15 protein-coding genes are annotated in these 19,816 nt (G+C 62.7%); 1 reads left to right on the forward strand and 14 read right to left on the reverse strand.

Annotation, left to right across the window (positions count from 1 at the left end):
- Positions 1-6 precede the first annotated feature (6 nt).
- The 3 genes from urtC to urtA all read right to left on the reverse strand — a co-directional run bounded on the left by urtC (position 7) and on the right by urtA (position 3,993).
- A complete protein-coding gene (gene urtC, locus DYL59_RS24050) occupies positions 7-1,086 on the reverse strand; it encodes an urea ABC transporter permease subunit UrtC (protein ID WP_135291413.1) in 1,080 nt (359 codons plus the stop codon).
- A complete protein-coding gene (gene urtB, locus DYL59_RS24055) occupies positions 1,086-2,588 on the reverse strand; it encodes an urea ABC transporter permease subunit UrtB (protein WP_135291414.1) in 1,503 nt (500 codons plus the stop codon). The genes urtC and urtB overlap by 1 nt, the downstream gene beginning before the upstream one ends.
- 139 nt (positions 2,589-2,727) lie before the next feature.
- Entirely contained in the window at positions 2,728-3,993 is a 1,266-nt protein-coding gene (gene urtA, locus DYL59_RS24060) for an urea ABC transporter substrate-binding protein (RefSeq protein WP_135291415.1), read from the reverse strand.
- A 336-nt stretch (positions 3,994-4,329) separates the two neighbouring features.
- Here urtA and DYL59_RS24065 point away from each other — a divergent pair, with 336 nt between their 5' ends.
- Positions 4,330-8,820 (forward strand): hypothetical protein, encoded by a 4,491-nt coding sequence (locus tag DYL59_RS24065; RefSeq protein WP_135291416.1) that lies wholly within the window; start codon positions 4,330-4,332, stop codon positions 8,818-8,820.
- On the opposite strand, the gene DYL59_RS24070 is transcribed toward DYL59_RS24065, so the two are convergent.
- The 11 genes from DYL59_RS24070 to DYL59_RS24120 all read right to left on the reverse strand — a co-directional run bounded on the left by DYL59_RS24070 (position 8,815) and on the right by DYL59_RS24120 (position 19,553).
- Positions 8,815-9,828, reverse strand: a complete 1,014-nt coding sequence (locus tag DYL59_RS24070; RefSeq protein WP_135291417.1) for a FecCD family ABC transporter permease — start codon at positions 9,826-9,828, stop codon at positions 8,815-8,817. The genes DYL59_RS24065 and DYL59_RS24070 overlap by 6 nt on opposite strands.
- On the reverse strand, positions 9,825-10,772 hold the full coding sequence (locus DYL59_RS24075; RefSeq protein WP_135291418.1) for an ABC transporter substrate-binding protein: 948 nt from the start codon (positions 10,770-10,772) through the stop codon (positions 9,825-9,827). The genes DYL59_RS24070 and DYL59_RS24075 overlap by 4 nt, the downstream gene beginning before the upstream one ends.
- Positions 10,769-11,551: an ABC transporter ATP-binding protein gene (locus tag DYL59_RS24080; protein WP_135291419.1), complete on the reverse strand. Its 783-nt coding sequence runs from the start codon at positions 11,549-11,551 to the stop codon at positions 10,769-10,771. Before DYL59_RS24080 ends, DYL59_RS24075 begins: the two co-directional genes overlap by 4 nt.
- Before the next feature lie 140 nt (positions 11,552-11,691).
- The gene (locus DYL59_RS24085; RefSeq protein WP_135291420.1) at positions 11,692-13,800 is read right to left on the reverse strand and encodes a TonB-dependent receptor; all 2,109 of its coding nucleotides are present in this window, start codon (positions 13,798-13,800) and stop codon (positions 11,692-11,694) included.
- A 149-nt stretch (positions 13,801-13,949) separates the two neighbouring features.
- The gene (locus tag DYL59_RS24090; RefSeq protein WP_135291421.1) at positions 13,950-15,332 is read right to left on the reverse strand and encodes a PepSY-associated TM helix domain-containing protein; all 1,383 of its coding nucleotides are present in this window, start codon (positions 15,330-15,332) and stop codon (positions 13,950-13,952) included.
- A gap of 83 nt (positions 15,333-15,415) precedes the next feature.
- Positions 15,416-17,434 (reverse strand): TonB-dependent copper receptor, encoded by a 2,019-nt coding sequence (locus DYL59_RS24095; RefSeq protein WP_135291422.1) that lies wholly within the window; start codon positions 17,432-17,434, stop codon positions 15,416-15,418.
- A gap of 93 nt (positions 17,435-17,527) precedes the next feature.
- A complete protein-coding gene (locus DYL59_RS24100; RefSeq protein WP_135291423.1) occupies positions 17,528-17,929 on the reverse strand; it encodes a DUF2946 domain-containing protein in 402 nt (133 codons plus the stop codon).
- 11 nt (positions 17,930-17,940) lie between these two features.
- Positions 17,941-18,423, reverse strand: coding sequence for a copper chaperone PCu(A)C (locus DYL59_RS24105; protein ID WP_135291424.1), 483 nt, complete (start codon positions 18,421-18,423; stop codon positions 17,941-17,943).
- A 45-nt stretch (positions 18,424-18,468) separates the two neighbouring features.
- Positions 18,469-18,864, reverse strand: coding sequence for a DUF2946 domain-containing protein (locus DYL59_RS24110; RefSeq protein ID WP_135291425.1), 396 nt, complete (start codon positions 18,862-18,864; stop codon positions 18,469-18,471).
- A 92-nt stretch (positions 18,865-18,956) separates the two neighbouring features.
- Positions 18,957-19,247: an addiction module antidote protein gene (locus DYL59_RS24115; protein WP_135291426.1), complete on the reverse strand. Its 291-nt coding sequence runs from the start codon at positions 19,245-19,247 to the stop codon at positions 18,957-18,959.
- Between the two features lie 3 nt (positions 19,248-19,250).
- Entirely contained in the window at positions 19,251-19,553 is a 303-nt protein-coding gene (locus DYL59_RS24120; protein WP_135291427.1) for a type II toxin-antitoxin system RelE/ParE family toxin, read from the reverse strand.
- Between the last annotated feature and the right edge of the window lie 263 nt (positions 19,554-19,816).

A 19,816-nucleotide genomic window follows, 5' to 3' on the forward strand; every position in this document is an offset into this window, starting at 1 on the left:
GATACCTCATGATTCACCTCGTTTTTTCAGCAGGCCGATCACGCCCTTGGGCAGGTACAGCGTGACGATGATGAACAGCGCGCCCAGGAAGAACAGCCAATATTCCGGGAAGGCCACGGTGAACCAACTCTTCATGCCATTGACCACGCCGGCGCCCAGCAACGGGCCGATCAGCGTGCCACGCCCACCCAGGGCGACCCATACGGCCGCTTCGATGGAATTGGTCGGCGACATTTCGCTGGGGTTGATGATGCCCACTTGCGGCACATACAAGGCCCCGGCCAAGCCACACAGCACCGCGCTCAACACCCACACGAACAGCTTGAAACCGCGTGGGTCGTAGCCGCAGAACATCAGGCGGTTCTCGGCATCACGCAGCGCGGTCAGCACCCGGCCGAATTTGCTCTGGGCCAGGCGCCAGCCGATGTACAGGCTGGTCACCAGCAATAGCACTGTGGCCACGAACAACACCGCCCGCGTGCCCGGTTCGGTAATGCCGAAGCCCAGGATGCTACGGAAATTGGTGAAGCCGTTGTTGCCGCCAAAGCCGGTCTCGTTGCGAAAGAACAACAGCATTCCGGCAAAGGTCAGGGCCTGGGTCATGATCGAGAAATACACGCCCTTGATCCGCGAGCGGAAGGCGAAGAAGCCGAACACCAGCGCCAGCAAACCTGGCGCCAACACCACCAAACACATGGCCCAGAGGAAGTGTTCGGTGCCGACCCAATACCAAGGCAACTCGGTCCACGAGAGGAAGGTCATAAACGCTGGCAGTTCATCACCGGACGCCTGGCGCATCAGGTACATGCCCATCGCGTAACCGCCCAGGGCAAAGAACAGGCCGTGGCCGAGGGACAACATCCCCGCATACCCCCACACCAGGTCCAGGGCCAGGGCGACGATGGCGTAGCAGAGGATCTTGCCCACCAGCGTCAGGGTGTAGGCCGACACATGCAGCGGGTTGTCCGGCGACAACAGCGAGCACAGCGCCAGCGCCAGTAGCAGGATCAGGATCACCGCTCCCACCGCAATCGTTACCTTGGGGCCGGCCTTTTGCGTGGCCGTGAGCATCAATGGCTGGTTCATCAGTCGATCACCCGTCCTTTCAGTGCGAAGAGTCCTTGCGGGCGTTTCTGGATAAACAGAATGATCAGCGCGAGGATCAGGATCTTGCCCAGCACCGCACCGATCTGCGGTTCGAGGATCTTGTTGGCAATGCCCAAGCCGAAGGCCGCCATGACGCTACCGGCCAACTGGCCGACACCGCCGAGCACCACCACCAGGAACGAGTCGATGATGTAGCTCTGGCCCAGGTCCGGGCCGACGTTGCCGATCTGGCTCAGCGCCACGCCGCCCAGCCCGGCGATGCCCGAGCCCAGGCCAAAGGCGAGCATGTCCACGCGCCCGGTGGGTACGCCGCAGCAGGCCGCCATGTTGCGGTTCTGGGTCACGGCACGCACGTTCAGGCCCAGGCGGGTCTTGTTCAGCAGCAGCCAGGTCAGCACCACCACGCACAATGCAAAGGCGATGATCACGATGCGGTTGTACGGCAGCACCAGGTTGGGCAGCACCTGGATACCGCCCGACAACCACGCAGGGTTGGACACTTCGACGTTCTGCGCGCCGAATACCAGGCGCACCAACTGGATCAGCATCAGGCTGATGCCCCAGGTGGCCAGCAGGGTTTCCAGCGGGCGGCCGTACAGGTGGCGAATCACCGTACGCTCTAGGGCCATGCCGATGGCGGCGGTGACAAAGAACGCCACCGGCAGCGCGATCAGCGGGTAGAACTCGATGGCTTGCGGCACGTAGCGCTGCATCAGCATCTGCACCACGTAGGTGGAGTAGGCGCCGAGCATCAGCATTTCGCCGTGGGCCATGTTGATCACGCCGAGCAGGCCGAAGGTGATCGCCAGGCCCAGGGCCGCCAGCAGCAGGATCGAGCCCAGGGACATGCCGCTGAAAGCCTGGCCGAGCACTTCACCGAGCATCAGTTTGCGTTTGACCTGGGCCAGGCTGGTTTCGGCGGCGGTGTGCACGGCCGTATCGGTTTCCACGCCGGGGGCCAACAGCGCCTCAAGGCGCGTCCGCGCCAGCGGGTCGCCGGTACTGCCCAGCAAACGCACGGCGGCCAGGCGCACCACGGGGTCGGGGTCCACCAGTTGCAGGTTGGCCAGGGCCAGGCTCAACGCGGAGTGCACCTCTTCGTTGGTCTCGCTGGCGACCTGCTGGTCGAGGAATTTGAGCTGCGCAGGCTGCGCGCTTTTTTGCAGGGTCACCGCAGCGGCCAGGCGTACCTTGGGGTCGGCGGCGAGCAGTTGCTGGCTGGCCTGGACGTTGTCGATCAGGCTGCGCAGGCGGTTGTTCAAACGGATGGTCTTGGTCTCACCGTTGACGGTGAGTTGGCCTTGTTGCAGGGCGTCCACCAACTCGATGCGGGCCGGGTCAGGCTGGGCGGCCCAGTCCTGGAGGAGTTTGGCTTGTTGGCTGGGGTTGGCGGACAGGAAGTCTTCGGCGTCGCTGGCGTGTGCGGCAAAAGGCAGCAACAACAGGGCGGCGAGGATGAAGCGGCAGACGGCAGTGGGCATAACAAAGTGTCCTGATCATGCGCGGTTCAAAGTGTGGGAGGGGGCTTGCTCCCGATGGCAGTGGTTCAGTGACAGATGCATTGCCTGACACACCGCCATCGGAAGCAAGCCCCCTCCCACATTTGATCCGTGGTGGGGCTTAGTTACTTTTCACCGCGTAGTCCGGCTTTTTGTCATTGCCAGGAATGTACGGGCTCCACGGCTGGGCACGGATCGGCTCGTCGGTTTGCCACACTACGGAGAACTGCCCGTCAGCCTGGATCTCACCGATCATCACCGGCTTGTGCAGGTGGTGGTTGGTCTTGTCCATGGTCAGGGTGAAGCCGGACGGCGCGGCAAAGGTCTGCCCAGCCAGCGCTTCACGCACTTTGTCGACATCGGTGGACTTGGCTTTTTCGGCTGCCTGCGCCCACATGTGGATACCCACGTAAGTGGCTTCCATCGGGTCGTTGGTCACCGCTTTGTCGGCGCCCGGCAGGTTGTGTTTCTTGGCGTAGGCTTTCCAGTCCGCCACGAACTTCTTGTTCACCGGGTTCTCCACCGACTGGAAGTAGTTCCACGCGGCAAGGTTGCCCACCAGCGGCTTGGTGTCGATGCCGCGCAGTTCTTCTTCGCCCACCGAGAACGCCACCACCGGTACTTCGGTAGCTTTCAGGCCCTGGTTGGCCAGTTCCTTGTAGAACGGCACGTTGGAGTCGCCGTTGACGGTGGAGATCACGGCGGTTTTGCCACCGGCGGAGAATTTTTTGATGTTGGCCACGATGGTCTGGTAATCGGCATGGCCGAACGGGGTGTAGACCTCTTCGATATCTTTATCCGCTACGCCTTTGGAATGCAGGAACGAGCGCAGGATCTTGTTGGTGGTGCGCGGGTACACGTAGTCGGTGCCCAGCAGGAAGAAGCGCTTGGCCGCGCCGCCTTCTTCGCTCATCAGGTACTCGACAGCAGGGATGGCCTGCTGGTTGGGCGCTGCACCGGTATAGAACACGTTGGGCGACATCTCTTCGCCTTCGTATTGCACGGGGTAGAACAGCAGGCCGTTGAGTTCTTCGAACACCGGCAACACCGATTTGCGCGACACCGAAGTCCAGCAGCCGAACACCACGGCGACCTTGTCCTGGGTCAGCAGCTGGCGCCCCTTTTCGGCGAACAGCGGCCAGTTGGACGCAGGGTCCACCACCACAGGTTCAAGCATCCTGCCGTTCACCCCACCCTTGGCATTGATCTCGTCGATGGTCATCAACGCCATGTCTTTGAGCGAGGTTTCGGAGATGGCCATGGTGCCGGACAGCGAATGCAGGATGCCGACCTTGATGGTCTCGGCGGCCTGGATTGTCCAGGTCATGCCCATGGCGGCAATGGATGCCGTAAGAGTGAAAGCCTTGATCAAGCTGCGACGCTTCATGGTGCGATCTCCGTGACCGATTTTTCTTGGATGGCTGATGCAGGTGGAGATAGCAAGGGCTGTGCCTAAGTGGGAAAACCCCACTGGCATGGGCCGTTCAAGTGCGCAGCGGGTTGTGGTCTGCACCAATGTGGCGCCAGGAGAGGGTGCGCGTGCACGCCAATGTGCCGTTGTGGTGCCGGTTTTACCTATGTAGCGCCCTCAGAGGGCACGGCGCTTTCAAGATCCACTCAGTTTCAGTGCTGCCCCATGAATGAACAAAGCAGCCGCCAGGCGCGTACGCACCCACCCCACTTCCCATCAGGGATGAACTGTAACCACGCGAGGGACTTCGCAATGCCAACCCATAGTGCCAATGAACTGCTGCAACACCTGAGCCCGCCGTTTTTGATGCCGGACGACGCGGCCCGTCATGCCATGGCGCAAATCGATCGGCGCAAGAGTGGATTGACCGGTGGCTATATCCTCATCGACCCCGATGGACACTACCGGGCCACACGCCAATTCGAAGGCCTGCTGGAGGATTTTCTTTTCGAAGGCGAAGTGATCATGGAGGCCGATTGGGACCGTTTGATGCCCGAGGGCTACCGGTATTTGGCCTATTTCTTTTGCGACACTGACAACCAGGCCTTGCTTAAGCGCTTGCGTCCCGGTTGGAGCCCTCAGCGTATCGACCTGACCCAAAGCGTTCCTGGAGGCCGGGTGGTCGCAGCCTGCACCCGGCTGGTGCTGGGGGTGTATACCCTCGGGCCGCAGGGCTCGCTGGTGCGGTTCGTGCTCCACGACAGCGAGCGCCAGCCTTGGCCGCGGTTGTCGCTACCGCCCGAGCAAGAGCCGGTGGAGCGCTCTATTCACGATCTGCTCGACCGGGGCACGCTGGCGGTGGTGGTCACGTCACCTGTGTGGGTGGGCTTGCGCGGTGAGGTGTTAGACGGTTGGCAAGCGTTTAAGCCGGTTACCGAGCCCGCCAACGTCGACCCCGCTTTCAGTCAGGTCTATGCGGACGCACCGGGCGCCATGGCGTTTGCCCATCACCAGCTGCTACTCAAGCCCAGCACCCGGCAATTGGGCTTTTTGCTCAAGCATGCCCAGCAGGCAAGGTATGTGGTGACTGAGCCTGTGGTCGTCGAGGAGCCGGTATTTGATCCACACCTGGTATTTCGCAATGCAGACGACGGTACCTTCTACTTGCCGCCGGACTATCGGATTGCCGGCTTTTATTGGCTGGCGGTTGACGCCCCCGCACCGCCGGCAGTGAGCGAAGCCTGGCTGTATGAGCGATTTATTCTGCCCAGAGTGCTGGCTCACGGCATCAACCTGCACAGAGTGATAGGCACGCCAGGGATGGCGCTGTACGTAAGTACCGTTGACGGTGCGTTGTTGCGCTATCAGTTTTCCAACTCGGGTGCGCAGTTGCGTTTCTACAACCCGCCGGGAGCGGGAAAGGGAGGCATCGATAACGGCCAGCAAGCGGCATTGGACGAGGGGCGGCTGGCGGTGCGCACCTACATCCAGCAGTTGGCTGGCGCCGGTGACCTGTCGGTGGTCAAGACCAGCCCACTGTGGGATGTGGCCGGGCGCATTGATGCGAACTGGCAACCGTATTCGCGCCACCCCCTGGCAGTGCTGAGCCCGGCGTTTGTGCTGGCCGACGATGCGGCGCGCTATGCCCACGAGCGCATCGGCAGTCGGCGCGAGCGTGAATACATCGGCCTGGTCCTCAAAGGGCCACAGCAGCATTTTTTCGCCACCGAGCCCCAGGAAAACCCCGGTGCTCGTTTTGATATGAGCCGCGTCGGGCCGGTGGACCGTGACGCAGTTCCGGTGGTGATCCCGGCTGGCTACAGCCTGCACGGGGTGTACAGTTCACGCGCCCATACCCAGGTGGCGGCGGGTGATGATGAAGCCCAAGTCGCTGCGCAGATGTTTTTAGACAGCGACATTCACCGGGTCCTCACGCTGGCGCCGAAGGTGCCGGTAGCGTACTTGTCGGGCGCGGCCGACAGCCTGGTTGCCTTCGAACCCTATGCCCCGGCGCTGAGTCGCGAGCTGTTCGACTTGAGCGCCCCTGAGCGCGGCGGCAGCCAGTTGCATCGTCAACTGCAGGATCACAGCCTGGTGCCCAGCGACGTGGTACGGGCCATGGTATTGGCCGGTGTGGTGCGGGTGGTGGTGGGCAACAGACTATGGGGCAGCCCCGCCAGGGTGCAGAGTGACTGGTCGCCCCCCTACGTGATCGCTGCCGACCATGTGCCGCCACAGCCCTCGTTGGGGCCGATCTTCACCAGCGCCCAGCAAGCCGTGGCCGATGCCTGCTCACGCTGGCGCCGGGCCTATGCACAGGCGCCCCAGGGCTTGGGTGTGGTGCTCAAGCATAAAGCCCTTGAGGTCTATGTCGCCACGCAAGGGGTGCCAGGTGCCGTGCTGGACCGCTTGGTATTTGCCGCTGAATTCGGCGCACCGGCATTGACTGAAAACTTCACGGCTCACGCGGTTTACTACAGCGCCAGCGGCTTACCACAGGGCTTGCGCGGGCAGGCGGCCTGGGTGGGGCGGCATTTTATCGGTGCGCACGACCTGTACGCGGCGCTCTACGATCAACAGGGGCGCCGCCGGGCGCGCGTCCCCAACACCCTGGCGCTCTATCTGTCGACCCTCGACGGTGCGCTGCTGACGTTCCACGCTGGCTACGACCCGCTTGGGGTGCTTCAGGACGAGTCAGGGAAAATGGACCCGGATGCGTTGCAGGCCAGGCTCGGCCAGACGCTGACGGCGCGTGGCTATGTGCGGCAGGTGGCGCTTGGCGGGCAACTGACGGTGATCAACACCAGCACCTGCTGGGACGTGGCCGGTCGCGTCGGGCCGCAGTGGTTGGCCTTCGCCCAGGCCAACCGGCATGCGTTGGGCCCGTGTTTCGCCACCGCCGATGATGCCGCGCGCCATGCGCAGGAACGCTTGGGCAATCGTCGCGACCGGGTCTACGGCGGGCTGATCCTGCGGCGCACCGACGGGCTGTTCACGGCCACCGATCCGGTGGCGGTCTACGTCGAGAACTTCGCGCCAGGCTGGATCCGTCGCGATGACCTGGTGGTGCATTCCCAATTCCTCGGCGGCAGCACGGCGGTGGCGCGCTACCACTCGCGGCGCCTGGGGCAGTTGCCTTTTGCCCTGAGCGAGGGCGAACGGGCGGTGTACCAGAACATGTTTGCCACGGATTTTCTGGGCGCCATGCTCGATGACTCGCCCAGCGCGCTGCGGTTTTCCACCGGCCTGGAATACCTGTTTTGCGATGATGGCGCGCTGCTCAGCGTGGCCAGCCAAGGTGGTGCGCTGGAGCGCTCGCTGGCGGCCAGGTTGCGGGTGCGTGGCACGGTGAACCCCAAGCTCAACGAGTTGGAACAGTCCCTGCGCGACGGTGTGCTGGCGCCCAGTGAGTACGTCAGCCGTGTGGCACGGGCGTTGGTGTTGCGCGTGGTCAAGGGCAGCACCCTGTGGGGGCAGGCGGCCCGAGTCGAACAATGGCAGGCCGCTGCCGTGCTCGATGACGTGCCCGCGCTGTCGGTGGATGCGCCCCTCGGCCCGGTGTTCGTGCAACTGACCGACGCCTTGCGCGACCTGCACCGCCAGAGCGGCCAGCGTCGCCAGTTGAGCTACGGCGTGGTGCTCAAGGCGCGCAATACCGAACAGTATGTGGCCACTGCACCCCAGCCGGCTGGTGCCCTGGCCCTGAACCTGGATCGGCTGCTGGTGGCGGGCGCTGCACCGGCAGGCCTGGAGGTGCAAGGGCTGTACCTGTGCCCGCCGACGCAGGCCGAGATTCTGCGGGACGACCCGCTGTATCGCTGTTTCGTTTCGCCTGCGGACCTCACCCGTGCCTGGGGACTCAGAGGCGCCAAACCTTCCGACTACCTGCCGGTGTTTGTCGGCTGCGTGGACGGGGCCTGGCTTCAGGTGCGGTTGCAGTCACCCTTGGCCTCCTTTGGTAACGCATTGCCGCGTCTAAAAAATGGCAGCCTGACGCCGCTGGGCTATATCCGTGAAATGGCCCAGGCCCATGAATTGACGGTGCTGGCTACCAGTGAAATTTGGAGCATCAAGGGCCGCGTCGACGCGAACTGGGAGGCCCGGCGCAGTGCGGCGCAACCCGACAAGGCGCTGGCGTTCGGGCCGCTGTTTTCCCACCCGGATGACGCTGCCCGCCATGCCCAGCGACGTCTCGTACCTGAGGCGCATTACCTCGGGTTGGTACTGGTCAATACCGCGTCTACCTCCTTCGTTGCGCTTGAGCCGTTGCGCGATACAGGGATCGACTCACCGTTGCCGCGACGGCTGTTCAAGGTTGAAGGCGGTCTGTTCGAGCCGTCTTCACCGGCACCGGCGTATCCGTCCGGTTTCAAACTGGTGGCGGCGCACCTGTTGTTCCAGCGCATGCCCGGCAACCCGGACGACACTGCGCAGGACCAGCGACTGGCGGAGCACTTTGCGGCGCGCGACACCCTCGGGTTCTATCGCAACCTGCTGTTCAAAAACGGCGTGCGTGGTGCGTTCTGTTATCTGTCGACACGCCAGGGCGGCTTGCTCAAATACCTGCCTCGCTACACCGAGCGTGAGGAGGATTTGTTCAGCGGCGGGCTTTTGGGCCCCACGGACTATCGGCCCACGCAATGGCTTGCGCGCCTGGCCAGCGATGGCGTGGTGCAGGTGCTGGACCCGGACGATTACTGGACGCGCAGGGGGGTATTGAAGGTGGAGTGGACCCTGGAGGCGGGGGAGGAACATTCCGCCTGGGAGGTGGTGCCGGCCTACCCGGCCAGGGACGAGCTATGAGCGCTGGCGCATCAAGCCGATAAAGAACAGCCCACCGATGGCTGCCGTGGCCACGCCAATCGGCAAGTCTTCGGGGGCGATCAGGGTGCGTGCAGCCACGTCCACCCATACCAGGAACAAGCTGCCCAGCAGCCCGCACACCGGCAGCAAGCGCCGGTGCTCGGCGCCCACCAGGCGCCGGGCGATGTGCGGGATCATCAGGCCGACAAAGCCGATGGAGCCGCTGATCGACACCAGCACACCGGTCATCAGCGAGGCCACCAGAAACACCTTCAAGCGCACCGTGCGTACGTTGAGGCCGAGGGTCACGGCAGTCTGCTCACCGGCCATCAAGGCGTTGAGCGGGCGCGCCATGCCCAGCAACACCCCTAGCCCCAGCAGCACCGTAACAGCGGGAATCGCCAGCAGCTCCCAGCGCGCCAGGCCCAGGCCGCCGAGCATCCAGAACATGACGGCCGAGGCAGCGCGATGGTCGCCCATGAACAGCAACAGGTTGGCCACCGCCATCATCACAAACGACACCGCCACACCGCACAGCAGCAAGCGATCGCTGTCCAGGCGGCCATTGCGGCTGGCCACCGCCAGCACCACCAGCATGCTCGCCAAGGCGCCGATAAACGCGGCGATGGGCAAGGTCAGCAAGCCGATGATTTCACCCACATGCAGCACCACGATCACTGCACCCAGGGTGGCGCCGGAGGTGACGCCCAGCAGGTGCGGGTCGGCCAGCGGGTTGCGCGTGACCGCCTGCAACACCGCGCCGATCAACGCCAGCCCCGCACCCACCAATGCACCCAGTAGCATGCGCGGCACGCGGATCAGCCAGACAATATGCTCCTGCCCGGCGGGCCAGCTGACCTCGCCGATCCCGAAGGCCTTGTACACCACGATGCGCCACACCACCTCCACCGGCACCCGCGCCGGGCCAAAGCCCAGCGAGATCACGCAAGAGGCCAGCAACAGCGCAGCCAGGGCCACAAGCAACCAGGCGTAGCGACGGGTGATCATTCGCCGTGGAACCCCTTGGCCAGGGTCTCGACGGCCAGCACGTTATCGATGCCCGGCGTGGCTTGCACGTAAGGGATCACGATGAATCGCTGGTTTTTGATGGCGTCTACCGCTTGCAGCGCCGGGTTGTTCATCAGGAATGCCTGCTTCTGGTCGGCGGTGATCTCGCTGTAGTCGACGATCACGATCACTTGCGGGTTGCGCTCCACCACCGTCTCCCAGTTGACGCGGGTCCAACTGGCATCAACGTCATCGAGAATATTGCGCCCACCGGCTGCGGTGATCAGTGCCTGAGGCATGCCCAGGCGGCCGGAGGTCATGGCGCGGTCTTCGCCGCTGTCGTACAGGAACACGCGTGGCGTGTCGGCAGGCAGGTCTTTTTGCACCTCGGCGACCTGCGCCTGCATCTGCGCGATGAGCGCGTTGGCGCGGTCTTGCACGTTGAAGATCTTGCCCAGGTTGCGCAGGTCGTTATAGGTGTCGTCCAGGGTCGCGGCGGGGCGTTTCATCACGAAGGCGCAGGACTCGGTCAATTCATACACGTTGATGCCCAAGGGTTGCAGGGTTTGCGGCGTGAGGTCGCCACCCACGCGCATGCCGTAGTCCCAGCCGGCGAAGAAAAAATCCACGTTGGCATTGAGCAGGGTTTCTACCGAGGGGTACTTGCTGGCCAGCTCCGGCAGGCCGTCGAGGGTGCTGGCCATTTCCGGGGCGACCGATTTCCAGCCCGTCACGCCGCTGTAGCCGGCCATGCGCGGCTTGAGGCCAAGGGCGAGCATCATTTGCGTCATGTTGATGTCGTGGCTGACCGCGTGCTGGGGCGCCTCCTGGAAGGTCACGTCGCGGTTGCAGCTTTTCACGGTCAACGGGTAATGGGTGGCTTCGGCGAACGCTTCAGAGGCACCGAACAGCAGGGCTACACCCAGCAGGGAACGCAGGATCATGGTTGAGTTATCCAGGTGATTCGGGGGTAGCCGGACAAGGGATGAATGTCGATCAAGGCTTCGACACCAAACACTTCGCGCAGCAGTTCGGTGGTCAGCACCTCATGGGGCGTGCCGCTGGCGACGATGCGCCCGTGGTGGATCACGTACAGGCGATCACAGAAGGCGGCGGCCAGGTTGAGGTCGTGGATGCTGGCCAGGGTGCCGATGTTCAGGCGTTTGACCAGCCCCAACAGCTCCAGTTGGTAGCGTGGGTCGAGGTGGTTGGTGGGCTCGTCGAGAATCAGCAGTTGCGGCTGTTGGGCCAGGGCGCGGGCCAGGATCACGCGCTGTTTTTCACCGCCGGAGAGGGTGGCGAAGGCGTGGTCTTCGAAGCCGTGCATGCCCACCGATTGCAATGCGTGGTGAACCAGCTGCCGGTCGTGCAGGGTGTCGCCGTCGAACAGGCCTTTGTGGGGCGTGCGGCCCATGGCGACCACTTCATCGACCCGCAGGCCAAAGGCATCGGGGAACTCCTGGAGCACCACGGCGATGCGTTGGGCGCACCATTTGGCGCTTTGTTTCCACACGTTCTGGTGGTCGAGCAACACGTCACCGCGCACCGGTTGGGTGAACCGGTAGGCGCAGCGCAACAGGCTGGTCTTGCCGCTGCCGTTGGGCCCGATCAGCCCGACGAACTCTCCCGCACCGACCTGCAGGCTGGCGTCACGCAGGTGGAACTGGTGATGGCAGTGGCCTGCGGGGGACCAGGTAAGGTCGGTGAGGCTGAGTGAAGTCATCAAGTCTCTCGAGTTAAAACCGGTCTAAATGTGGGAGCGGGCTTGCTCGCGAATGCGGTGTGTCAGTCAATACATCTGTTGCTGATCCACCGCATTCGCGAGCAAGCCCGCTCCCACATTTTTGACCTGTGTTGTATCAGTTAAAAGGTGTAGTCCGCCGTCACGAAGAACGAGCGCGGTTCGCCCAGGATCCACTGTTGGCCGTCATTGTATTGGCTGACGGCATAGGTGCGATCAAACAGGTTGTTCAACTGCAGGCCCAGCGTGGTGTTGCGCATGGCTTTCCACGACACCGTCGCGTCCACCACGGTGTAGCTCGGCAGCTCGTTCTGGTTGGCCATGTCGGCGTAACGCGCATCCACATACCGCACACCGGCACCGGCGCGGATATCGTCGGTCACAGCCTTGCTCAGCCACAGGTTGGCGGTGCGGCGCGGCACGTCCACCGGGCGATTGCCGTCGCGCGAAACCTGCGCGCCGTCAACGTCCTGTTTGAAGTCATCGTATTGGGCGTGAACGATCGCCGCATTGGCTTGCAGTTGCCAGGCATCGGGGAGTTGCAGGTCGAGGCTGGCTTCCAGGCCACGGGAAGATTGCTGGCCGACTTGCTGCTGACGACTCGGGTCGCCCGGCACGTCAGTGAGCAGTTTCTTCTTGACGATGTGGTAAGCCGCCAAGGTCCATTCACCGCGCTGGTTCCAGAAGGCTTGCTTGATGCCGACCTCGGTCTGCTTGGCGGTGGACAGGTCGAACTGCTGCTGGCCTGGGCTGAGTGAAATCAGGCCGCCGACGCCGTCGGTGCTGGTGGCGTACTGGCCGTAGACCGAGGTGTCCGGGGTGATCGCATAGACCAGGCCGGCCTTCCAGTTGTTGCCGGTGAGGGTTTTGTCGGACTGCTCGCCGGTGCGCAAATTATCGCGGTCGATGTGGGCGTAGTCGCGGCGGATACCGGTGACCAGCGCCAACTGGTCGGTGAGTTGCAGGCGGTTTTCGGCGAAGCCTGCGACGGTTTTGGTGGTGGTGGCGAACAGCGGCTTGAACGGATCGCTGCTGGCGAACTGACCGGGCGCCGGGTGGTTGATGTCGATGGGTTGGCCATCGCTGAAGGTGTCGGTGAACGGCGAGTTACTGGCCAGGCGGAAGCGGATGCGGTTGTACTCCACACCGGCCACGGTCTGGCTGTCGAGGCCGAACAGGGTGTGCCTGAAGGTGAAGGTCTGGCGGTCGCCGACCTGCTCCTGGTTGTGCTTGATGCCGTAGTTGCCGCTGCGGGTGAGCTGGCCATTGGTGACGTTGTAGTTCTCGGCGTTCTGCCAGCGACGCTGGTTTTTCAGGTAGAACAGCTCGTTGGTGGCGCTGACGTTGTCGCTCAACTGCCACTCGCTGGTCAGGCGCGTCCACTGGTCGTTGTAGTGCTGGGTGTCGTTGCGGACGTTGTAGTTTTTGTCGCGCAGGCCCTTGTGCAGTTGGCCGTTGATCAGTGGCGTGCCGAAGTAGTTTTGCGGGCGTTGGTCGCCGTAGTCGCTGGCCAGCGTGAAGCTCAGGTTGTCGGCCGCCTGCCAGCGCAGCGCGCCGCTGATGAAGTCGCTGCTGGAGTCGCCACGGTCGATGAAACCGTTGCTGCGCAGGCGGTTGAGGTTCAGGCGATAGCTCAGGGTGTCGGTCAGCGAGCCGCCGCTGTCCAGGGCCTGCTGCTGGCGGTCATAAGAGCCGTAGCCCAGGCGGATGTGGTTTTCGATCTCGCCTTCAAACGGCTTTTTCGGCACGGTATTGATCACCGCGCCGGTGGCGCCTTCGCCGTACAACACCGAGGCCGGGCCGCGCAAAACATCCACGCGCTCCACCGACCAGGTGTCCACCGGGAAAGTCGAGGTGCCCATGCCCATGTACATACGGGTGCCGTCGTATAGCTGCATCACCGAGCCCTGGCCGGTAAAGCCACGGGCCGACAGCGAGGTGCCGCCATCGCCTGGCGTGCCGGTGCGGCTGATGCCGGTGGCACGGGAAATCGCGTCCTGCACGCTGGCATCGCCACGCTCGCGGATCTGCGTGCCGGTCTGGCTTTCGACACTGCCGGGGGTTTGCAGGGCCGTGAGGTTCAGGCGCGAACCGGCGGTGGTGGGGGTGTTGAGGTCGATGTGTTCGTCGTCCACCAGCGGTGCGTTGACGGCGCTGGCGGGCAGGGTCAGGGCGTGGGCGCTGTTATGCAGGGCGAGCAGGCACAGCCCGGACACGAGGTACTTGTTCATGGGGCGATCAGTCTTCTTGGAGGTGGACTCGCCGCGTGGGGCGGCGAGTCACGATAACGCAGTAAGTGTTATAAGTTAACACTTATTCGCTGCGCGGCAAAAGTCGCGCAAGGCTACAGAAGTGCTCTGTGTGGGGCATCTCGCCGGGTTCATACGGAACCTGAGGGGGATTCATGTTGGCCAAAGAAACGCGACAGCACCAGGCGATCCAAGGCCCACACCAAGACCAGAGAGGCGCCCACCAGCGGGAAAACAATCGCCAGCGCGAGCATGATCACCATCGCGGTTTTCCACTTTGGCAGGTCATGGCGCAGCGGCGGAACCCCAAGGCTGCCCTGGGGTTTGCGCTTCCACCAGATCACCACGCCGCTGACAGCGCTGAGCAAAATCATCAGGCAGATCAGCAGCACGATCAGTTGGTTGACCCAGCCGAACATCTTGCCCTCATGCAACATCACGCCGGTCTCGGTGGCGCGTGCGACAAGGTTGTAGTGTTCCCAGCGCACATCGGCCAGGATTTTGCCGGTGTACTGGTCCACATGCAGGGTGGCGTCGTTGCGCGGGTCATCGGCGAAGACGGCGACGGTGAATACGCCGGTGGCGGTGGTGGGGAAGGTGATGCTGTAGCCCGGCTCGACCTTGCGTGCGGTGGCCAAATCCACCACCTGTTGCAGGCTCACGGTGGGTGCGGCCGGGCCTGCGTGCATGGCGCCGTGGTTCATGTGTTCGGCGTGGTCGCCGGACATCGGCATGGGGGTGTTTTCCATGGCCCACGGCACGGTCTGCTGTGTTGCGGTGTTGAGCGTGCGCGCCTGTTGGTCGGACTTCGGCACATCGTTCCACATCGCGGCCGGGAATTTATTCCACAGCTCGGCGTACTGCTTGCCCCAGAAGCCGGTCCAGGTCATGCCGCTGAGCAGCATCACCAGCAACAGTGCCGCGCCCCAGAAACCAGTGACCGCGTGCATGTCGCGCCAGAACACCCGGCCGCGGGTGTTGAAGCGCGGCCACAAAACACCCGCCGAAGACTTGCCGCGCGGCCACCACAAGTACACACCAGAGACCACCAACATCACGCCCCAACCGGCGGCGAGTTCTATCAGGCGGTCGCCCACGGTGCCGATCATCAGCTCACCGTGCAGGGCACGGGCGATGGCTTGCAGGTTGTATTTGGCATCCTGTTCGCCGAGGACGGTGCCGCGATAGGGGTCGACAAATACGGTGACCTCGCTGCCGTTGTTGTGCACCACGAATTGCGCGCTGCTGGTGGCGGTGGCCGGTGGCAGGTATTTGCTGATGCCACCTTGGGGGTAGGCGGCTTTGGTGCGCTGCAATAGCTCGTCGGCGCTCAGGGCGCGTTCGGCACGTTGCACCGTGAGCAAGTCGCCGTACATCAGCGGGTCGAGTTGGGGCTTGAACAAGTAGATGATGCCGGTCAGCGCCAGCAGCACCATGAAGGGGGCGACAAAAAGACCGGCGTAGAAATGCCAACGCCAGGCCAGGTTGTAGAAGGATATTTTTTGCGTGCTCATCAGGCTTTTCTCCGCAAGGCTTGTGATTTATTTATTCGTGAACGCCAAACCAGTGGGCGCAGGAAACCTGCGCCCACAATGCGTTAAAAGCTCATATCGATTTTAGTCCACAGGGTACGGCCCGGTTCCTTGATGGCCTGCGGGTCATTGGCCGGGTAGCCGAACCCGGCGTTGCCCGCCAGGTTCAAGTGCTCGGCGTAGGCTTTGCCAAACAGGTTGTCCACACCGGTGCTGACCTTGAAGTTTTTGTTGATGCGGTACGCCGCATTCAGCGAGAACACGCCAAAGCCGCCGCTTTTGTCGAAGTCCTTGCCGACCACGTTGCCCTTGTTCTGGTCGATGCGGTTTTGTGCCGCCACCACTCGCCACAGGGCGCCCGCACTCCAGTCGTCTTCGCTGTAGGTGAGGCCAAGACGCGCGTCCAGCGGCGGAATTTGTGGCAGGGCCTTGCCGTCGCTGCTGTTTTTGCCCCAGGCGTAGGCGAGGGTGGCGTCGGTTTTCCAGTTGCGCGTCAGCTTATATGCCGCACCCAATTCGCCGCCCATGATGCGGGCGTCGACATTACGGGCCTGGGAAGTGGTGCCCATCATCCCCGCTTGATAGTCGAACAGGATGAAGTCCTGCACGCGGCCGATATAGCCCGAGGCCCAGGCTTCGAGGTCGTCGGCTTTGTACTGCGCGCCGAAGTCGAGTTGGGTGGTCTTCTCCGGCTTTACACCGTCGAACGCATTCACCGAACCGACTGCGCCGGTGTTCGGCGAGAACAGCTCCCAGTAGTCGGGGAAACGTTCGGAGTGGCCGAGACCGGCGTAGAGCGTGGTGTCGTCAATGTCGTGCTCATAGCGCACAAAACCGGACGGCAACGTATCGGCGCGGGTCTTGTCGGCGGTGGCGCTGGTTTGCCGCAAGTCCTTGGCTGAGGCGCGGTCCAGGCGGGCGCCGGTGATCAGCCGGTCCCGGTCGGCGGCGTACCAGGTAAGTTCGCCAAACACGCCGTAGTTGTGGAAGTTGGCGTCCTTGGTGCGCGGCAATGCCTTGTAAGTGTCGATGTCCATGCTGCTGCGCTGGCGGTGTTCATTGGTCTGGGCATCCAGGCCGCCGATCAGTTGCACATCCTCCCAGCGCCAGGTGGCCTTGACCCGCGCGCCGAGGGTGCGGCGGTCGACGTTGGAGGCCATGGGCCCGGCCATCATCCCGGTGCCCGAGGGCGTGCGCAGGCTGTAGTTGTCCATCACATGGTCGGCGTAGTTGTAGTAGACCTGGGCCTCGACCTTGTCCAGCACCTCGCCGAGGTTGGATTTTTCAAAGCGCAGGCCCAGGCTTTCACGCAGGAACTGCGAGCCATCCATGCCGCGCCCGGCGTAGCGCGCTTCACCATCGCCACGGCCGGCGGTGAGTTCCAGCAGGGTGTCGGCGTCGGGGGTGAAACCGACGGCGACGTCGCCGTTCCACTTGTCGTAGCGCGAGGCCACGGTGTCGTTGTTGCCGTCCTTGTAGTCGTCGGCATGGGCCTGGTTGCCGATCACGCGCACATAGCCCAGCGGGCCACCGGCGGCGGCGTCGATGACCTTGTCAAAACGCCCGTTGGAACCGGCCAGCACACTGGCATTGAGGCGCGTGCCCAGCTCACCGAAGTGCTCCGGCTCACGCTCGAACAGGATGGTGCCGGCCGATGCGCCTGGGCCCCACAGCACGGTTTGCGGGCCTTTGATCACGGTGAGTTTGTCGTAGGTTTCCGGGGAGATATATGAGGTGGGCGCGTCCATCCGGCCAGGGCAGGCGCCGAGCATCATGCTGCCGTTGGTGAGAATGTTCAGGCGCGAGCCAAACATACCGCGCAGCACTGGGTCGCCGTTGGTGCCGCCGTTGCGCACCAGGGCGAAGCCGGGGATGGTCTTGAGGTAGTCGCCGCCGTCGCTGGCGGGTACCGGTTGGCGTGGGTCCTTGGGGTTGGTGATCACGGTCAGCGGCGAGCTGGGCGCAATCGCGGTGATCACGGTAGGGCTCAGTTCATGTTCGTCGTGCTCATCGGCATGGGCCAATGGGATCAGCAGTGCGCCGCATAGAACGGCAAAACGGGTGTCAGCAGAAAACCTGGACATGACAAATTCCATCAATCAATCGTAAACAACACGGCCAGCAGCCTGCGGCTGTCTGTCTAAAGTCGGCCGGGGTGAAGTAACGTTGTGAAATGCTTACGAGGCGATGGGCGGCGCGCGGCTGCGGGCGCCGGGGAAGATGCTCTGCCGGGCATGCCCCAGGCGTGTGGCGGGGGTGAGGGCGTTGGCGGGAGGAGGGGCGTTGAGGGTGAACGTTGAAGCGCCACCGGGTAGCGCGGGGCAGCTGTAGAGCAGGTCGCAATAGCCGCACTTGGACCAGAGGGCGTGGTGTTCGTCAGGGGTTTTGTTTTGATGGGCCTCGCAGTGTTCGCCGGGCATGTCCATGGACATTGGCATCGACATACCGGCGTGATGATCCATCGGCATCGCTTGGGAAATCAGCGGACCGATAAAGATCATCAGCATGGCGAACAGGCTGATCCAACTGCCGCGCATCAAGCGGGAGCGGGGGGACAGCCTGGCGCGAGGGGCGCCCATCGAGTGTCAGCCTATTGAGGGTGCTTGTGCGCGTGGCTGGCCATGGGCGGCACCTTCTGCACCGACACCTCTACCTCGACCTTGCCGGCCTTTTCGAAGGTGAGGGTCAGCGGGAACTGCTTGCCGTCGGCCAACAGGCTGCGGTCTTTGAGGCCTACCAGCATGACGTGATAGGCCATGGGCGCGAAGGTCAGGTCACCCTTGGCCGGCACGGTAACGCTTGGCACTTGCTGCATCTTCATCAAGTCGCCCTGCATGACGTGCTCGTGCAGCTCGGCCTTGTCTGCCACGGGCGTCTCGACGCTGAGCAGGCGGTCTGGCGTTTCACCGGTGTTGTGAATCACAAAGTACGCCGCGACGGTCGGCGCATTTGGCGGCAACTCCTGGGACCAGGGGTCGCTGACCAGCAGGTCGCCGGCCTTGTAGTCATCGGCATTGGCAGCACTGAACACCGGCAGCAACAACGCGGCCAGAAGCAGGGAAGATTTGAGCATGGCAGTTCTCCAAAACGGTTTAAACGCAGTTCGCTTGCGAATAAATCAGGCCGTTGGAGAGGCGCGGGGGTTGAGGCTCGGCCATTGCTGGCGCGGGGCAGGGTTTTGCAGCCGGGGGGGCGGCAAGCTTTGTGAAGTGCTGAATTGTGCGACATATAACTGCGGCACATGCCCCGGCAACGCCACCAACGGCGCCGAACCTGAGCAACACCAGCAATGCTGCATGGCCGAATGATCGTCCTGCTGCGGTGTCGGGATTTCCAGCTTGCCCAGAGCAATGGTCTTGAGACTGGCGCCGTTGGAGGAGCAGAAACCGCCCCACATCAGTTGCTTGACCGGGTCATCCGACTGCTGCATTGCACCGGCCATCGGCATGGCAAAGGTGTTGAACAGCACTGCAAAGCAGGCGATCCAGACGATTGCAAAGCGTTGACGGGCCATGGCGGACAATCCGTAGGGTTAAACGATCAGGCGGGTATTTAGCCTGATCGTAGGGGATAAGTAAAAAGGGGTGATGTGGTTTGGTGTCGCAGTCAGACCACCGTGGCGTGAAGTTTGAGGCCCAGCGCTTTCATGACTTTCATGATAGTCGCAAACTCGGGGTTGCCAGTGGTGGATAGGGCTTTGTACAGGCTTTCTCGTCCGAGGCCGGCGTCGCGGGCTACTTGGGTCATGCCTTGGGCGCGGGCGATGTCGTTCAAGGCGGTGCGAATCAACAGTCCGTCACCTGCATCGTCTTCGAAACAGGTCTCTAAATACGCGGCCATTTCCAGTGGGGTTTTCAAGTATTTTGCCGCGTCGAAGCGGGTAAAGGATTCGCTCATGAGTCAGTCCTCATTTCCAAGATTTAATGCCAGTTGTTTTGCAAGCTTGATGTCCCGATCTTGTGTTGATTTGTCACCACCAATCAGCAGGAGGTAAACCACCGCGTGTCGACGAGTGAAGTAAACGCGATACCCCGGACCATAGTGGATCCGCATTTCGGACACGCCGTTACCTACGGGTTCGCAGTCACCGAAGTTACCTGCTTCTGCCATGCGTATTCTCTTGATAACACGCACTTTTGCGAATGGATCTCGAACGGCGTCCAGCCATTTGACAAATTCAACGGATTCATCGAATTGAATCATCTCGAATCGTATTCCTTGGGATACATCTTGGCAAGATACGATGCGCTGCAAAAGCAGGCATCCCCACTGCGGCTGGTTGACTCAAAACCGCGAGCGGGGAGGTTAGGGCGGGGGCTTTTGGCTGAGCTAGCCAGCCTGTTCGGAAGGGTTTGTAGGATGATTCGGCTTTTCGAGGCGAGGCCAAGTGGATGGCGGTTAGACTGGTTAATTGGATAAACAGAAATTTCCGACAAGTCTTTGAGGTTGTCCCTAGGACACTCGAT

Origin of the sequence: Pseudomonas kairouanensis (assembly GCF_004682055.1) — a bacterium.
GTDB lineage: Bacteria > Pseudomonadota > Gammaproteobacteria > Pseudomonadales > Pseudomonadaceae > Aquipseudomonas > Aquipseudomonas kairouanensis.

What these genes read in the sequence shown, in the direction of transcription:
- DYL59_RS24065 (WP_135291416.1), top strand. Translation starts at nt 4,330, where the DNA reads ATGCCAACCCATAGTGCCAATGAACTGCTGCAACACCTGAGCCCGCCG.
- DYL59_RS24070 (WP_135291417.1), bottom strand. Translation starts at nt 9,828, where the DNA reads ATGATCACCCGTCGCTACGCCTGGTTGCTTGTGGCCCTGGCTGCGCTG.
- DYL59_RS24100 (WP_135291423.1), bottom strand. Translation starts at nt 17,929, where the DNA reads ATGGGCGCCCCTCGCGCCAGGCTGTCCCCCCGCTCCCGCTTGATGCGC.
- DYL59_RS24080 (WP_135291419.1), bottom strand. Translation starts at nt 11,551, where the DNA reads ATGACTTCACTCAGCCTCACCGACCTTACCTGGTCCCCCGCAGGCCAC.
- urtB (WP_135291414.1), bottom strand. Translation starts at nt 2,588, where the DNA reads ATGCCCACTGCCGTCTGCCGCTTCATCCTCGCCGCCCTGTTGTTGCTG.
- DYL59_RS24110 (WP_135291425.1), bottom strand. Translation starts at nt 18,864, where the DNA reads ATGGCCCGTCAACGCTTTGCAATCGTCTGGATCGCCTGCTTTGCAGTG.
- DYL59_RS24075 (WP_135291418.1), bottom strand. Translation starts at nt 10,772, where the DNA reads ATGATCCTGCGTTCCCTGCTGGGTGTAGCCCTGCTGTTCGGTGCCTCT.
- DYL59_RS24105 (WP_135291424.1), bottom strand. Translation starts at nt 18,423, where the DNA reads ATGCTCAAATCTTCCCTGCTTCTGGCCGCGTTGTTGCTGCCGGTGTTC.
- DYL59_RS24085 (WP_135291420.1), bottom strand. Translation starts at nt 13,800, where the DNA reads ATGAACAAGTACCTCGTGTCCGGGCTGTGCCTGCTCGCCCTGCATAAC.
- DYL59_RS24120 (WP_135291427.1), bottom strand. Translation starts at nt 19,553, where the DNA reads ATGATTCAATTCGATGAATCCGTTGAATTTGTCAAATGGCTGGACGCC.
- urtC (WP_135291413.1), bottom strand. Translation starts at nt 1,086, where the DNA reads ATGAACCAGCCATTGATGCTCACGGCCACGCAAAAGGCCGGCCCCAAG.
- urtA (WP_135291415.1), bottom strand. Translation starts at nt 3,993, where the DNA reads ATGAAGCGTCGCAGCTTGATCAAGGCTTTCACTCTTACGGCATCCATT.
- DYL59_RS24095 (WP_135291422.1), bottom strand. Translation starts at nt 17,434, where the DNA reads ATGTCCAGGTTTTCTGCTGACACCCGTTTTGCCGTTCTATGCGGCGCA.
- DYL59_RS24090 (WP_135291421.1), bottom strand. Translation starts at nt 15,332, where the DNA reads ATGAGCACGCAAAAAATATCCTTCTACAACCTGGCCTGGCGTTGGCAT.
- DYL59_RS24115 (WP_135291426.1), bottom strand. Translation starts at nt 19,247, where the DNA reads ATGAGCGAATCCTTTACCCGCTTCGACGCGGCAAAATACTTGAAAACC.